The sequence below is a fragment of the Pseudomonas sp. AM4(2022) genome (assembly GCF_036346515.1).
Lineage (GTDB): Bacteria > Pseudomonadota > Gammaproteobacteria > Pseudomonadales > Pseudomonadaceae > Aquipseudomonas > Aquipseudomonas paracarnis.
The window spans coordinates 124,075-138,136 of sequence record NZ_JAOTNW010000009.1; the positions used below are offsets into that span (position 1 = coordinate 124,075).

The window sequence follows — 14,062 nt, forward strand, 5'->3', positions numbered from 1 at the left end:
CCACCGGTTGTCCTGCCCATTGAATGCCCAGGAGCAACTACCGTGCTGCAGATCAAAGACATCAACCATGTGCTCTACCGTCATCCCGACCTTGGGGTGGTCGAACGTTTCCTGACCGATTTTGGCCTGGTGGTCATGCATCGTACCGAGCAACGCCTGTATTTTCGCGGTACCTGCTCGTTGCCCTATGTGTACATCGCCGAGAAGGCGGTTGAAGCCAGCTTTGGCGCCATCGCGTTCGCCGTCGAAAGCCTCGATGACTTGCACCAGGCTACCCGGTTGCCGGGGGCCTCGGCGATCCGGCCGCTGGAAGGCCCGGGAGGAGGGCAGTACGTCGCCTTGCATGATCCCTCGGGGCGGCGCATCGAGTTGGCCCACGGTATCGAAGCCGTGGGCACGCTGCCCCAGCGTGCTGCTCTGACCCTCAACTCGGCCCATCACAAGCAACGCTTTGGCGATGTGCAGCGGCCCGGCAAGGGCGCGGCACAAGTCCTGCGCCTGGGCCATGCGGCGATTGGCGTGCAGGACATGCCGCAGCACCTGGCCTGGTACCAGCAAGTGCTCGGCATGCTGCCTTCGGACCTTGTGGTTCAGGAGCCTGACCGGGACCGCCCGAGCGCGGCCTTCCTGCGATTGAACCGTGGCAGCACCTGGACCGATCATCACACCATCGCCTTGTTCCAGGCACCGAAGGACTTCGTCCATCACGTGTCCTTCGAGGTGCAGGATTTTGACGCGCAGTGCCTGGGCCACGAGTGGATGACCCTGCAAGGTTGGTCGCCGTTCTGGGGGGTAGGCCGGCACATGCTGGGCAGCCAGATCTTCGATTATTGGCGGGACCCGTCCGGCAACCTTATCGAGCACTTCACCGATGGCGACCTGTTCAACCAGGACTCGCCCTCGGGTTACACCCAGGCGTGCGACGCCAGCCTCTACCAGTGGGGCCCGCCGATGTCGGTGGAGTTCTTCCTGGGGGGGGAGTGTGCCGCCGAACAGACCGTGCCCCGGTCGACTTCAGACCGTCAACGACGCAGTTGAGGACAGATGCCATGAGTCAGGTAATCAGCGAGCAGGTGCTCGATCAGTTGTTTCGCCAGGCCCGCAGCCAAAATGGCTGGCTGGATAAACCGGTGGATGATCACACCCTCAAGGAACTCTACGATCTGATGCGCTGGGGCCCGACCAGCGCCAACGGCTGCCCTGCGCGCATTGTGTTTTTGCGCAGTGCCCAGTCCCGGCAACGTTTGCTGCCAGCCCTGAGCGCCGGCAATGTCGAGAAGACCCTGGGCGCCCCGGTGACGGCAATCATTGGCTACGACACGCAGTTCCATACGCAGTTGCCCAGGTTGTTTGCGCACAACCCCACAGTACGCGACTGGTTTGCCGACCAACCGGATTTGCTTGAGTCCACCGCGTTTCGCAACAGTTCGCTGCAGGGCGGCTACTTCATTCTCGCGGCGCGGGCTCTGGGCCTTGACTGCGGGCCGATGTCCGGGTTTGACCACGCACTGGTCGACCAGACGTTCTTTGCTCCAGGGGCCGAGGGCATGCAGGCCTTTGCCGGGATGAAGATCAAGACGAACTTCCTGTGCAACCTCGGCTATGGAGACCCCGCAAAACTCTTTGCCCGTAACCCGCGGCTGGGCTTCGACGAGGCCTGCGCCCTGCTGTAACTGACTGACCGCACCCGTAAATCCTCCAGGCCGATCAAGCGTGCTGCGATGCATCACGTCTGTCGATCGGCCTGGCAAAACAACAACAATAAGGAAAACCTGCAATGCGAGCTCTATCCAAATGGCATGTACTTATCGGCGGTTTCCTTGCGTATCTGTTTGACGCCATGGAGATCATCCTACTCACCATCGCACTCCCGGTGATCCGCCAGGACCTGGGCCTGACGTTCAATGAAGCTGGCATGCTCGCCTCGGCAACCCTGCTGGGGATCGGTTTGAGCGGCATTACCACGGGGTGGTATTGCGACAACTACGGCCGACGCAAAGCCCTGATGATCTCGTTGATCGTGTTCGGCGTGTTGACCACGCTGGTCGCTACCACGCACAACTGGGGCTTGCTCCTGCTCCTGCGGTTTCTGTCCGGGCTGGGCTTGGGCGGGGTGTGGGGGATTGTCTCAGCGTATGTAACGGAAACCTGGCCTGCCCATCAGCGGGCACGAGCGATCGGGTTCGTGTTGAGTTCATTCCCGATTGGCGCCGCCATCGCGGCAATGGTGGCGGCCAGCTACCTGCCAGACTGGCAAACCCTGTTCATGGTGGCGGGGATTTCCACCTTGATCCCGCTGGCGTATCTGTTTTTCTTTGTGCCTGAGTCACCGGAATGGACCGCGCAGAAAACCCGCAACATGGCCGGCCCCAGCCAGCACAAGCATGTCTCGATACGCGAAATATTTTCCCCCGAACTGCTGCGCCTGACCCTGCTGGGTACCCTGGCGGCGAGTTTTGCGGTGATTGGCTTCTGGGGGGCGAGCACCTGGTTGCCCACCTACTTGATCAAGGAGCGCGGACTGGACATTGGGATGATGGCCAACTTCATGGCGATCCTCAACATCGGCGCCTTCATCGGTATCAATGCCTTCGGCTTCATCGCTGACCACATCGGTAAACGCAACGCCACGCTCCTGTCATTGCTCGGCAGCGCGCTGATGTTGTCGATTTATGCACTCACCACCGATAACGCCATCCTGTTCTGGCTAGGGCCGATCTATGCCTTTTTCTATGCCTTTGCCAGTTTGTTTGCCTCCTACTTCAGTGCGTTGTACCCCACGCGGGTACGCACCCTCGGCGCGGGCTTCTGCTTCAACTTTGGCCGGGGCCTGGCGGCTTTTGCGCCGCTCCTGTTGAGTGGCATCGCCACCCACTACAGCCTGGCGTGGGGCTTGTTGGTGTGCGCCGGTTTCTTTGCCTTGGCCACTGTCACGCTGTTGTTTATGCCCCAGGTGGAGTCAGACGTGCCCGCTCGCGCGGCAGGGGCGCTGAAAACCACGGATTCCTGAAGCTTGAGATCAACACTGGAGTATCAAACGATGTCAGAGCAACGCGTAGAACAACAGATCCAAACCCTGGAATTGCGCCGCCGCCAGGCCATGGTCGAGGGCGATATGGACTTCCTGGAAAGTATCTATACCCGAGACTTGACCTACAGCCACTCCGACGGCAAGAGCGACAGCAAGAGCAGCTACCTGCAGGGCATGCGAGAGGGCGTCTGGCGCTATCGCGGCTTCAGCAGCCGTGACGAGCAGATACGCAGGGTAGGGGAATGCGTGGTCGTTACCGGGCTGATCGACATGGACGTGGTGATCCGTGGCGAGCCCATGGTCCTCAACTCCCGCTACATCAGCGTGTGGAAGGCGGGCAATAACGGCTGGCAAATGATTGCCTGGCAATCCACTCGTCATACCCATGGCTAACATCCGCTAAGCCATAGCACCCCTGGCAACTTGAACCCGGCCCTCGTGGTCGTCCGGGCAAGGCTTGCGCATGCCTGGAAACCGGGATGGCTGGAACTTTGACGTGATGGAATCCTGAACATGTACGTACAACAATTACAAAAAACGTATTGCAAGGCTCTTTTTATAACCGCGGGTGCAGTGTGTCTGATCTCAAGCCCGGCACAGTCCAAGGACTGGAGCGATACCTTCATCGGTTTTCGCTACGGTACCGACTTCACCGAACCCAGCATCCGTGGCAAGGTCCAGAAGGAGATCTACCAACTGGGCCATGCCAGCGGCAATGAGACCGGTTCCAATTTTTTCAACCTGGACGTGCTCAAGTCCGACAGTAACGATCCAAAGAAAGACAGTGATTCGGGTGCGACCGAGGCCTATCTGGTGTACCGCCATCAACTGTTCCTCAGCCAGGTGTTCGAGCGGTCGATGGCCTTTGGTCCGGTCAAGGAGGTGGCCCTGAGCGGCGGAGTTGAGCTCAATTACAAGAACACCGAGTTCGCTACCCGCAAGCGCATGTTGGTGGCCGGTCCGACGCTCAAGTTCGACGTGCCCGGTTACCTGGATATCAGCCTGCTATATGCCATGGAGTGGAACCACTGCGGGTTGAATGCGTGCCAGACCGAAAACATCCAGTTCGACCCGTACTATGTGTTGCACATGGTCTGGGGCATCCCGTTCCAGGTGGCCGGCGTGCCCCTCAAATTCCAGGGTTTTGCCAGCTACAAGACCGAGAAGGGCAAGGATTACTTCAAGCAGGATACGGCCGAGGAAAGCCTGGTGCGCACGTCATTGATGGTCGATGTCGGGCAACTGGCATGGGGTCGCAAAAATACCCTATTGGTCGGTCCGGGCTATGAGTACTGGAAACACAAGTATGGCGCGATCAATAAACCGGGTACCGATACGCATGCGCCGACGGTCCACCTTGAGTGGCACTTCTGAAGTTTAAACCCGATTGTGACAGAGCGAGGTGAGCTGTATGTCTTCAAGCTCACCTCACGCTGTCCAAAAAAGGCGCCAAAAAAGCGGCGCGTGCAGGTTCTTAGTCTTATTTTGTTACTAACCAATGCCCTAAAAATTCAGGCCTGCGGCGGCAAAGCAGGACAAAACACTCTCTCGCCATTCAATTTTCATAAAAATGTAACAACCCTGCTTCACAGTTCGGGAGCCCGTCACCACAACGAGTTCCTTTTAATGAAAAGCTTGATGAAGTCTGCAGCACTGGCCGTTACGGTTTCTCTTTGTGCCTCCTCCATGGCCTTCGCCGCCGAAAACGTGCGCCTCACCGGCTCCGGCGCCAGCTTCCCTGCACCGATCTACCTCACCTGGTTCAAGGATTTCAGCAAGAAGACCGCTGGCGTCACCGTGGATTACCAGTCCAAGGGCAGCGGCGCAGGTGTGCAGGACTTCCTGAATAAAACCGTCGATTTTGCCGCCAGTGACTCGGCCATGAAAGACGAAGACATCGCCAAGGTCGCCGAGGGCGTGCAACTGCTGCCAATGACCGCCGGTGAAATCGTGCTGGCGTATAACCTGCCGGGCAATCCCAAGGGTCTCAAGCTGCCACGTGATGTTTACTCCAATATCTTCCTGGGCAAGATCACCAAGTGGAACGATCCACAGATCGTCGCCGCGAACCCGGACCTGAAGCTTGGCGACACGCCGATCACCGTGGTGGTGCGCGCAGACTCCAGCGGCACCACGGCGGTATTCACCAAACACCTGGCGACCATCAACCCTGAATTCAAAACGGCACTGGGGGAGGGCAACACCGTCAACTGGCCGGCCAGCGACAAATTCATCAAGTCGCCCAAGAACGATGGTGTGACTGCCACCGTACGCCAGACCCCAGGCGCGATTGGCTACATCGAGTACGGCTTCGCCAAACTGGCCAAGGTTGACTTCGCCCAGTTGCAGAACAAGGCCGGCCAGTACGTGGTGCCGAACGCCGAAAGCGGCGCCGAGGCCCTGGCCGCAGTGAAGATGCCGGAAAGCCTGGTGGCCTGGTTGCCGGACCCGGACGGTGCCAAGTCTTACCCGATCACCTCGTACACCTGGATGATTTTCCGCAAGGACAACGGCAACCCTGCCAAGGCCAAGGCCATGCGCGAAATGGTTGAGTACAGCCTGACCGAGGGGCAGAAAATCGCCGACTCGATGGGCTACATCCCGCTGCCGCCATCGGTGGTGGAGCAGGTTCGCAAAGCCTCCGCCAACATTCAGTAACACCCGTGAGGCCGCTCTCAGTGTGGGCTGTTTGCCATACCGGGAGCGTTTCCCCCCTGTTCCGGAATTAGCCAATGAACAAACCTTTCGTCGTACCGGTTAACCGGGATTCTGCCTGCCAACCTCCCTCGGCCAAAGACTTCCTGGTCGATCGCACCTTCCGTGGGCTCGCGCGAATCGGGGTGGTACTGATTCTGGCGTTGGTCGCAGCCTTGGTATTCGAGGTGGGACGCAAGGCCTTGCCGGGCATGGAAAAGCACGGGTTCGATGTGCTTTTTGGCAGCGTCTGGGACGTTAACCAGGGCAAATACGGGATCCTGCCGGCCATTTGGGGCACGCTCTACAGCGCTTTTATCGCGTTGCTGATTGCCGGCTTTTTCGGTGTCAGCATGGCGATTTTCCTGACTCAGGACTTTCTGCCGGCCAAGCTGGCGGCGGTGTTTCGCACCATCGTTGAACTGCTCGCGGCCATCCCCAGCGTGGTGTATGGCCTGTGGGGCATCTACGTGGTGATCCCGGCCATCCGGCCACTGACCACCTGGTTGAACAGTGAACTGGGTTGGGTCCCGTTTTTCGGCACGTCCTTGAGCGGGCCGGGGTTGCTGCCTGCGGCGCTGGTATTGGCCATCATGATTCTGCCGACGATTGCCGCCGTGTCCCAGGACGCGCTCACCAGCGTGCCGATGAAAACCAAGCAGGCCGCCTACGGCATGGGCACCACCCATTGGGAGGCGATTCTCAAGGTGATGGTGCCATCTGCCGCCACCGGTATTTTCGGCTCCCTGGTACTTGGCCTCGGCCGTGCGCTGGGCGAAACCATGGCGCTGGCGATGCTGGTGGGCAACGCCAACAACATTTCCCTGTCGCTGTTTGCGCCGGCCAATACGTTGGCAGCCTTGTTGGCGCTGAACTTCCCCGAAGCCGGGCCCAACGAGGTGGAGGTATTGATGTACGCCGCTCTCGTCTTGATGTTCATCACGCTGCTGGTGAATGTCATTGGTTCCATGATCATGCTCTACGCCCAACGGGGTAACCGATGATGACTAATCTCACATCCCCTATAACCGCGGTACCGAGCCTGCAGCGCAAGTTCGAAGGCCGCGCCTTGCGCAGCCTGGTGTTGACCACATTGGTATGGCTGGGCGCGCTGCTGGCGAGTGTGCCGCTGATTTCGGTGCTCTACATGCTGATCACCCGTGGCGGCGCACGCCTGAGCCTGGAGGTGTTCACCGAACTGCCGCCCACCGGCTTCGAGACGGGCGGCGGTTTTGGTAACGCCATGGCAGGCACCTTTGTGATGGTCGGTATCGCTGCGGCGATTGCGGTGCCGGTCGGCATCATGGCCGCGATCTTCCTGGCTGAACTGGGGCCGGACAGCAAATTGGCCAACGCTGCACGCTTTGCCGCCAAGATGCTCACCGGCTTGCCTTCCATCCTTGCCGGCGTGTTTGCCTATGCCTTGGTGGTGATGACCACCGGCACCTACTCGGCACCGGCAGGCGGCGTGGCCCTGGCGGTACTGATGCTGCCCATCGTGGTGCTGACGGCTGAAGAGTCGATGCGCATGGTGCCCAAGATCATGAAGGACGCCGCCTACGGCATGGGCTGCACCCGCTCGCAGGTGATCTGGAAGATCATCTTGCCGACAGGCCTGCCGGCGATCCTCACCGGCGTAATGCTTGCTGTAGCACGTGCCGCAGGCGAAACCGCGCCGTTGTTGTTCACCGCGCTGTTCAGCAACTACTGGATCTACCACGACGGCGACCTGGCGGTGATGAACCCCACGGCTTCCCTTGCCGTGTTGATCTACAACTTTTCCGGCATGCCCTTCGACAACCAACTGGAGCTCGCCTGGGCGGCCTCGTTGGTGTTGGTGATGATCGTGCTGGTCGTGAATATTGTCAGCCGTATCTTCGGCAAGCCTAAGTATTAAGAACGGGAGCATCTGAATCTTGAACGTCTCAACTGCGCAAATAGCCGCTCCGTTTGTCACCCAGTCGCCTGTGGTCATGGACTGCAAGCTGGACCGGATTTTCTACGGCAACTTCATGGCAGTGCGTGACAGCCATGTGCCGATCGAGAAAAACAAGATCACCGGGTTCATCGGCCCGTCCGGCTGCGGCAAAAGTACGGTACTGCGCAGCCTCAACCGCATGAACGACCTGGTGAAAGGCTTTCGCTTCGAGGGCCACGTGCATTTCCTGGGGCAGGACGTGTATGGCAAAGGTGTAGACCCGGTAGTGGTACGCCGTTACATCGGCATGGTGTTCCAGCAGCCGAACCCGTTCTCCATGAGCATCTTCGACAACGTCGCCTTCGGCCTACGCCTGAACCGCTACAAAGGCGACTTGGGTGATCGCGTCAAGCACGCCCTGCAAGGCGCTGCGCTGTGGGATGAAGTCAAGGACAAGCTCAAAGTCAGCGGCCTGTCGCTCTCCGGTGGCCAGCAGCAACGGCTGTGCATTGCCCGCGCTATCGCCACCGAGCCGGAAGTGCTGTTGCTCGATGAGCCTTGCTCGGCACTCGACCCGATTGCGACTCGCCGGGTAGAGGAACTGATGGTGGAGTTGAAGAAGGACTACACCATCGCCCTGGTCACCCACAACATGCAGCAGGCCATCCGCGTGGCGGACACCACGGCGTTTTTCTCGGTGGATATTTCCCAGGGCACGCGTACCGGCTATCTGGTGGAAATGGGCCCGACCGCGCAGATTTTTGGCAGCCCGCGTGAGCAGATGACCGAGGATTACATCAGCGGCAAGTTCAGCTGATTTGCTCCATGTTCGATAGAAACCACACGTGCGCCACCGTCAGCCCAGGAATGCCAATGTCTGCAACGCATCGTCTTGATTTGTCAGCGATTGAACGCGCGCTACGTAAAGTGCAGAGCCGCTTTGCCGAGCTCAGCACGCAATTTACCGAGCCGCGCGACCCCTTGACCGACGAAGTGCTGCACAACGTGCTTGAAGGCTATGCGCTGGTTGACGACTATGTCGCACGGGGCGTTGACCTGTTTGACCTTCATCATCTGGACTTGATGCTGGAGATCAACGCCACCGTGCTCTGCGGTAGCGACCCGGCGCGCCGCGTGGAGTACGCGCAGCACCTGGCCGCCACCGAAGAGCACTTCTTCAACAACGTTGAAGGCGGTATCAAGGACTTGTTCAATTGGTACTGCGCGTATCGCAGTGAATCGGTGTGGAAGCGTGCGGCCGGTGTGTATGTGCGCATCCTCAGCAAGCCCCAGTTGTTCATCGAAGGCAACAACCGCAGTGGCTCGCTGATCGTCAGTTATCTGCTGATGCGTGCCGGGTTGCCACCGTTCGTGCTGACGCTGGAAAATGCCGAGGGTTACTTCAATCCTTCCTCGGTAATCCGCAACTCGGCCAAACATGGCGTCAAGGCGTTGTATGAATTGCCCAAGATCAAGAAAAAGTACGCCGCCTTCCTGGAGGAACAGGCCCCGGATCCCAAGGCGTTTTTCTTGAGCGACGCACCACAGCCTATTTATCAGGGAGGCCATTAATGCGCCGGTATCCAACACTCGCCAGCCGAGCCGTGCAAGCCATCCAGCAGGCGCTTCTCACGCGTGCCGCCAAGCGCCCGCGCGTACGCATTTCCTTTGATATCGACGACACATTGGCTTGCCAGCTCCACCACGCTGACGTCGAGAGCAGCTGGCTACCGGCCTGTGCTCATCGTTGGTGGGGAGAGCCGCTGCGTATCGGCACTCGTTCGCTGACGCGGCAGCTGCGGCGCCAGGGTTGCAGTATCTGGGTCTATACCTCATCGGGCAGGGCACCGTCCTACATCAGGCGTTGGCTGATGCTGTACGGCATTCGTGTCGACGGCGTAGTCAATAGCGAGCGGCATAACCACGCCCTCACGGTGCATGGGCTGTCAAACACCCCCTCGAAATTTCCGCCGGCCTTCGATATTGATTTGCACGTGGATGATTCCGAGGGTGTGCGCCTTGAAGGCAACGACCACGGCTTTCGCGTGGTGGTGGTCGACCCGCAGGATGAGCACTGGGCGCAACGAGTGCTTGAAGCGGTCGCGGGCGTGCAGGCGCAACTGGCCCGGCAGCAATTACCCAGGTTCAAGCAGCCTGTATGCCAGCGAGCTGAGGTTTATTCTTCCTGAGCTCCAGAGAAACCTGAACTTCTTGAGCCCTTATTGCAATTCACAACTTGCTGTAAGGGTTTAGTTTTCTTTGACTCGCTAGTCACGAACAACACAGAACTTCACTTCTTGTTCGACAAACAGCGCTTATGGCGCTTTTGTCGTCTATCTCCCTAAGTACATACCCTTGCCATCCGATAGTCGGTCACTTTAAGGCGGCACTTCTAGGCTAGTGTTGACGAGCTTCCTTAATGGTCAACCTCGATATTAAGCAACGAAGCAGCCTGAACAGAATGCACAACAACAACTTCAATGCATATTGTTTAGCCCGACGCATCAGGGATTACCGTTGACTTTCGGTGTTGATCGCTGGGCTCAAGGAGTACTGACATGGCTATATTCGATTACAAGGGGCAAGATGCCCGCGTCCTGATTTCAGATGCCTGGAACCTTGCCACTTACACCAGTGGTGTCGCGACCGTAGGCGCGCTCTACAACATTCCGGGGCTTGTGCTGGGCGAGGGTAACACCTTCGCATTGCCCAAAGGCTGGCGTGAGATCGGCGCTAGCGAACTGCAGGTTGATAGCAGTCACACCGACCTCACTGGAAGTTTTACCGGCGACGGTGTGTTCGGCTCCCAGGCCAGGGTGTTTGGTCAATACGATGACAGCGGCCAATTAGTCAAAATGGGTTTTTCCATTGCCGGCACTAACTCGCCAATTGATCTGCTGGGTTGGCCGGCGATGATCGATAACTCTTATATCAACGGCTACGACTACCTGCTCAATTCAATCAAGGATTACGCCACGGGCCATAACCTGAGCGGCAAAGATGTTCTGGTAACCGGCTACAGCCAGGGTGGCTCTGTCACCAACAGCATGTATATCGGCAAGGACACTTTGGCAGACGGTTTCTTCAAGGATTCGGACTACTTTGGCATGGAGTCGCCCAAGTCCAGCAACAGCGACGGAATCTTTAACTTCGGTTTTGAAAACGATGTGGTGCACCGCCTCACCGGGCAGGAAACCAACGTGGGCGATGCCATTATCGGCGCACTTCAAGGCAGTGACGCCAGTTACACCTCGACGACTGACAACATCGTGCTGTTCGACACGATCTACGCGCTGCCAACCTGGCCCAATGGTCCGTTTTCAATTGCCAACCTCTCAGGCTGGGCCGCGCACCTGGAAGGCATTTTTATCAACCCTATCCAGCGTATCGCCCAATCGACCTTCTACGATTACATCGAACGCGACAGCACCATCATCATCAGCAACCTCGACGCTATCAGCCGCAGCTTTACCTGGGTCAGCGACAAACAGACCTCCACCTCCAACCACTACGGCACACCGGCCTTCCTGCTGGGCACCGACAGTTCGGACAAGCTGCAGGACGGGCGCAGCGATGACTTCCTCGACGGGTTCAAGGGCGACGACAGTTTCCGGGTGAGTACCGGTACCGATATCGTCGCCGGCGGCGAAGGCAACGATAAAGTCTTCCTCAAAGGCACCGTGTCTTCCTACGAAGTCGTGAAACTCAGCGATGGCACGTTGTTTCTGAACGACAGCAGCGGCCAATATGGCCTGAAGGAATTGCACGGCGTAGAGCATGTAGAGTTCGAAACCGGCCTGGCCAACAGCCTCGGCCATGTGCCCGTGCTCGGCGGGCTCTTCGGTGGCATCGGCGAGGCCCTCACGCCGGCCTATACGGTGACCAGTGGCAAACTCGACTTCGAAGGCCTGTTCGGCGCCGATAAGGCGTATGCCAAATCCATCGAAGGCAGCCAATTGGGTGACACCCTCAAAGGCACCGCCGCGCGCGACCTGATATTCGGCCAGAACGGCAATGACCGGCTCGACGGTGGCGCCGGCAATGACCTGCTGCACGGCGGCGACGGCAACGACACGCTACTGGGTGGCAGCGGTAACGATTCGCTGTATGGCGCTAACGGCAATGACGTCTTGATCGGCGGGCAGGGGAATGACCAACTCAGCGGTGGCGTGGGCAGCGACCTGTTTGTGTTCGATCAACGCGGTTTCGGTCACGACGTGATCAGCGACTTCAACATTCATCAGAATGGGAAAGACCTGCTGGTGTTCACCAAGTCGCTGTTTGCCAGCGCCGATGCCGTGCTCGGTGCCACTACCCAGCATGGCAGTGACAGCGTGATTCTGGCCGGGGACAGCAGTGTCACCTTGGTGGGGTTCAATGCGGCGCAGTTGAGTGCAGAGATGATCAGCGTGGTCTGACACGGCACCTGCGAAACAAAGGTAAAAACCTCACAGGCATCCCGGATGCTGTGAGGTTTTTTATGGCTTGTTGTTTGACGCAAGGGCTCGATACCACACGCAGCATCAGTGCTTAGCGGTAGGACTCAAACCCGCAAAGACTTTACATTTCAAGCCTGAGCAGCTCTGCGTGAAGGGTTGAACGAGTTTTCACATTAATTGACGCCATCAAAATGACATCTTATCATCGCCTCATTGGATGGCATAAAGCCATATAGAGGGATCTATAAAGTGTGGCGTTTACCGCGTCGGACCAGGTTAAGCCTGCTGTCCGCTTTTTTTTGCCTGGGCACATCCGGATGGGCGCAAGCGGCCACGCCGCAGAACGCCCCCGGCATCACCGACCTGATCCGTGACCGCCAGGACCGCCTGCTCGAAGAGCAGCAACGGCGCCTTGAAGAACTCAAAGACCTGCCGGGTATAGCCGCCGCGCCGGCAACCTCGGCAACGCCTGTCGACACCCGCTGTTTCCCGATCAAAACCATCGAGCTGGGCGGTGCGGATGCGCTGACTGAAGGTGAGCGAGCTCATTTGATCAAGCCCTACATCGGCCAATGCCTCGGTGTGCCGCAGCTCAACGCAGTGCTCAAGGTCATCACCGATCGCTATTTAGCCAAAGGTCTGGTCACCAGTCGTGCCTACCTTCTTCAGCAGGACCTTTCCGGTGGCAATCTCAAGATTCAGGTCGTCGAAGGCAGGCTGGAAAGCCTGAAAGGCGCCGAGGGCAGTGGCATCACCGACCGTCAATTGACCATGAGTTTCCCCGGCAAGCAGGGCGAACTGCTCAATCTGAGGGAAATCGAGCAGATGGTCGATCAGTTGAATCGCTTGCCCTCAAACCAGGCGCAGATGGAGCTGGCGCCGGGCAAGGCCGTGGGAGGCAGTGATGTGCTGGTCAAAAACACCCCGCAAAAGCCCTGGCGTGTCGGCCTGTCGCGGCATAACGGCGGCCAGCGCAGCACCGGTGAGCAGCAGTGGGGCGCCAGTCTGGATTGGGACAATCCATTGGGCCTGGCCGACCAGCTTTCGCTACGTGGCGGCCACGATGCCGTCAGCGATCACCAGAAAACCTCGCGCAATTCGATGCTCAGTTATAGCCTGCCGTTCGGTTGGTGGAACCTCTCGTACAGCTACATCGACAGTGAGTACCGCTCCCAGGCCGAGGCCAACAACTTCAAGTTCAAGCAGACCGGCGACAGCCAGAATCACCAGTTGCGTCTGGAGCGGGTTATCCATCGTGACGCTTTGAGCAAAACATCTCTGAACACTGGCATCGCCTATCTTCGTACCAACAACTTCATCGAAGACAGCAAGCTGGCCTTGAGCAGCAACCGTCTCAGCGAAGCGCAAGTGGGTATCAACCATGGTCGGCGTATCGGCGGTTCGTTTCTCAACATTGACCTTGGCATGCAAAACGGCATTGGCGCATTCGATGCCCAGGCCAATCACGATCCAAAGCCTGGGCAGCCGGATGCGCGCTACCGCAAGTACACCGCCACGGTGAGCTATCTGTATCCATTCAAACTGTGGGGCGAGTCCCTCAGTTTCAGCAGTTTGATGACCGGTCAGCACAGCGAAGACGTGTTGTTCAGCCCGCAGCGCATGAGCCTGGGCGGGCAGTCGTCGGTTCGTGGCTACAAAGACCAAATGCTCGCTGGCGACAGCGGCGGCTATTGGCGCAACGACCTGCGCTGGAGCCGGCCGGTAACCTGGGCCTGGATGCAGCCGGTGTTCACTGAATACGGCACCAGCCTGGGCTACGACCAGGGCGTCATCAGCCATGGCCGCTACAACGCCGAGCAGCATGGGCGCATGAGCAGCAACTCGGTGGAGTTGTTTGCGCGCGGCAAGAACGTCGCGGCCAGCGTGACCTTTGCACACTCTTTGGAACGACCGGAAGCGATCACGGACCGTGAAGCGCCGATTTATTTCCGTCTGGACTTTTTCCTTTAAATTTTTGAC

General features: G+C 58.5%; 13 protein-coding genes. All 13 read left to right on the top strand.

The genetic code is table 11. The features are described from left to right. Positions 1-42 precede the first annotated feature (42 nt). Complete coding sequence (locus ODQ19_RS14565) at positions 43-1,038, top strand: VOC family protein (RefSeq protein ID WP_330210432.1); 996 nt, start codon at positions 43-45, stop codon at positions 1,036-1,038. Positions 1,039-1,049: 11 nt separating this feature from the next. Beyond that, positions 1,050-1,673: a malonic semialdehyde reductase gene (locus tag ODQ19_RS14570; protein WP_330210433.1), complete on the top strand. Its 624-nt coding sequence runs from the start codon at positions 1,050-1,052 to the stop codon at positions 1,671-1,673. A gap of 104 nt (positions 1,674-1,777) precedes the next feature. After that, on the top strand, positions 1,778-3,010 hold the full coding sequence (locus ODQ19_RS14575; protein ID WP_330210434.1) for an MFS transporter: 1,233 nt from the start codon (positions 1,778-1,780) through the stop codon (positions 3,008-3,010). A gap of 30 nt (positions 3,011-3,040) precedes the next feature. Continuing rightward, positions 3,041-3,424 carry a nuclear transport factor 2 family protein gene (locus ODQ19_RS14580; protein ID WP_330210435.1) on the top strand — a complete coding sequence of 128 codons (384 nt, stop codon included), beginning with the start codon at positions 3,041-3,043 and terminating at the stop codon, positions 3,422-3,424. 180 nt (positions 3,425-3,604) lie between these two features. Beyond that, positions 3,605-4,405 carry a hypothetical protein gene (locus tag ODQ19_RS14585; protein ID WP_330210436.1) on the top strand — a complete coding sequence of 267 codons (801 nt, stop codon included), beginning with the start codon at positions 3,605-3,607 and terminating at the stop codon, positions 4,403-4,405. A 252-nt stretch (positions 4,406-4,657) separates the two neighbouring features. Beyond that, a complete protein-coding gene (pstS, locus tag ODQ19_RS14590) occupies positions 4,658-5,689 on the top strand; it encodes a phosphate ABC transporter substrate-binding protein PstS (protein WP_116667459.1) in 1,032 nt (343 codons plus the stop codon). A gap of 74 nt (positions 5,690-5,763) precedes the next feature. Beyond that, a complete protein-coding gene (pstC, locus tag ODQ19_RS14595; protein WP_116667460.1) occupies positions 5,764-6,729 on the top strand; it encodes a phosphate ABC transporter permease subunit PstC in 966 nt (321 codons plus the stop codon). Next, positions 6,729-7,622, top strand: a complete 894-nt coding sequence (pstA, locus tag ODQ19_RS14600; protein ID WP_003191515.1) for a phosphate ABC transporter permease PstA — start codon at positions 6,729-6,731, stop codon at positions 7,620-7,622. Before pstC ends, pstA begins: the two co-directional genes overlap by 1 nt. Before the next feature lie 76 nt (positions 7,623-7,698). Next, positions 7,699-8,460 (top strand): phosphate ABC transporter ATP-binding protein PstB, encoded by a 762-nt coding sequence (gene pstB, locus ODQ19_RS14605; protein WP_019817112.1) that lies wholly within the window; start codon positions 7,699-7,701, stop codon positions 8,458-8,460. Positions 8,461-8,516: 56 nt separating this feature from the next. Continuing rightward, positions 8,517-9,215, top strand: a complete 699-nt coding sequence (locus ODQ19_RS14610; RefSeq protein ID WP_073521544.1) for a hypothetical protein — start codon at positions 8,517-8,519, stop codon at positions 9,213-9,215. Next, a complete protein-coding gene (locus tag ODQ19_RS14615; protein WP_330210437.1) occupies positions 9,215-9,832 on the top strand; it encodes a hypothetical protein in 618 nt (205 codons plus the stop codon). Before ODQ19_RS14610 ends, ODQ19_RS14615 begins: the two co-directional genes overlap by 1 nt. Positions 9,833-10,201: 369 nt before the next feature. Further along, positions 10,202-12,061 carry a calcium-binding protein gene (locus tag ODQ19_RS14620; RefSeq protein ID WP_330210438.1) on the top strand — a complete coding sequence of 620 codons (1,860 nt, stop codon included), beginning with the start codon at positions 10,202-10,204 and terminating at the stop codon, positions 12,059-12,061. A gap of 270 nt (positions 12,062-12,331) precedes the next feature. Further along, positions 12,332-14,053 (top strand): ShlB/FhaC/HecB family hemolysin secretion/activation protein, encoded by a 1,722-nt coding sequence (locus ODQ19_RS14625; RefSeq protein ID WP_442962749.1) that lies wholly within the window; start codon positions 12,332-12,334, stop codon positions 14,051-14,053. Positions 14,054-14,062 lie beyond the last annotated feature (9 nt).

What these genes read in the sequence shown, in the direction of transcription:
- ODQ19_RS14620 (WP_330210438.1), top strand. Translation starts at nt 10,202, where the DNA reads ATGGCTATATTCGATTACAAGGGGCAAGATGCCCGCGTCCTGATTTCA.
- pstB (WP_019817112.1), top strand. Translation starts at nt 7,699, where the DNA reads ATGGACTGCAAGCTGGACCGGATTTTCTACGGCAACTTCATGGCAGTG.
- pstA (WP_003191515.1), top strand. Translation starts at nt 6,729, where the DNA reads ATGACTAATCTCACATCCCCTATAACCGCGGTACCGAGCCTGCAGCGC.
- ODQ19_RS14575 (WP_330210434.1), top strand. Translation starts at nt 1,778, where the DNA reads ATGCGAGCTCTATCCAAATGGCATGTACTTATCGGCGGTTTCCTTGCG.
- pstC (WP_116667460.1), top strand. Translation starts at nt 5,764, where the DNA reads ATGAACAAACCTTTCGTCGTACCGGTTAACCGGGATTCTGCCTGCCAA.
- pstS (WP_116667459.1), top strand. Translation starts at nt 4,658, where the DNA reads ATGAAAAGCTTGATGAAGTCTGCAGCACTGGCCGTTACGGTTTCTCTT.
- ODQ19_RS14610 (WP_073521544.1), top strand. Translation starts at nt 8,517, where the DNA reads ATGTCTGCAACGCATCGTCTTGATTTGTCAGCGATTGAACGCGCGCTA.
- ODQ19_RS14615 (WP_330210437.1), top strand. Translation starts at nt 9,215, where the DNA reads ATGCGCCGGTATCCAACACTCGCCAGCCGAGCCGTGCAAGCCATCCAG.
- ODQ19_RS14570 (WP_330210433.1), top strand. Translation starts at nt 1,050, where the DNA reads ATGAGTCAGGTAATCAGCGAGCAGGTGCTCGATCAGTTGTTTCGCCAG.
- ODQ19_RS14580 (WP_330210435.1), top strand. Translation starts at nt 3,041, where the DNA reads ATGTCAGAGCAACGCGTAGAACAACAGATCCAAACCCTGGAATTGCGC.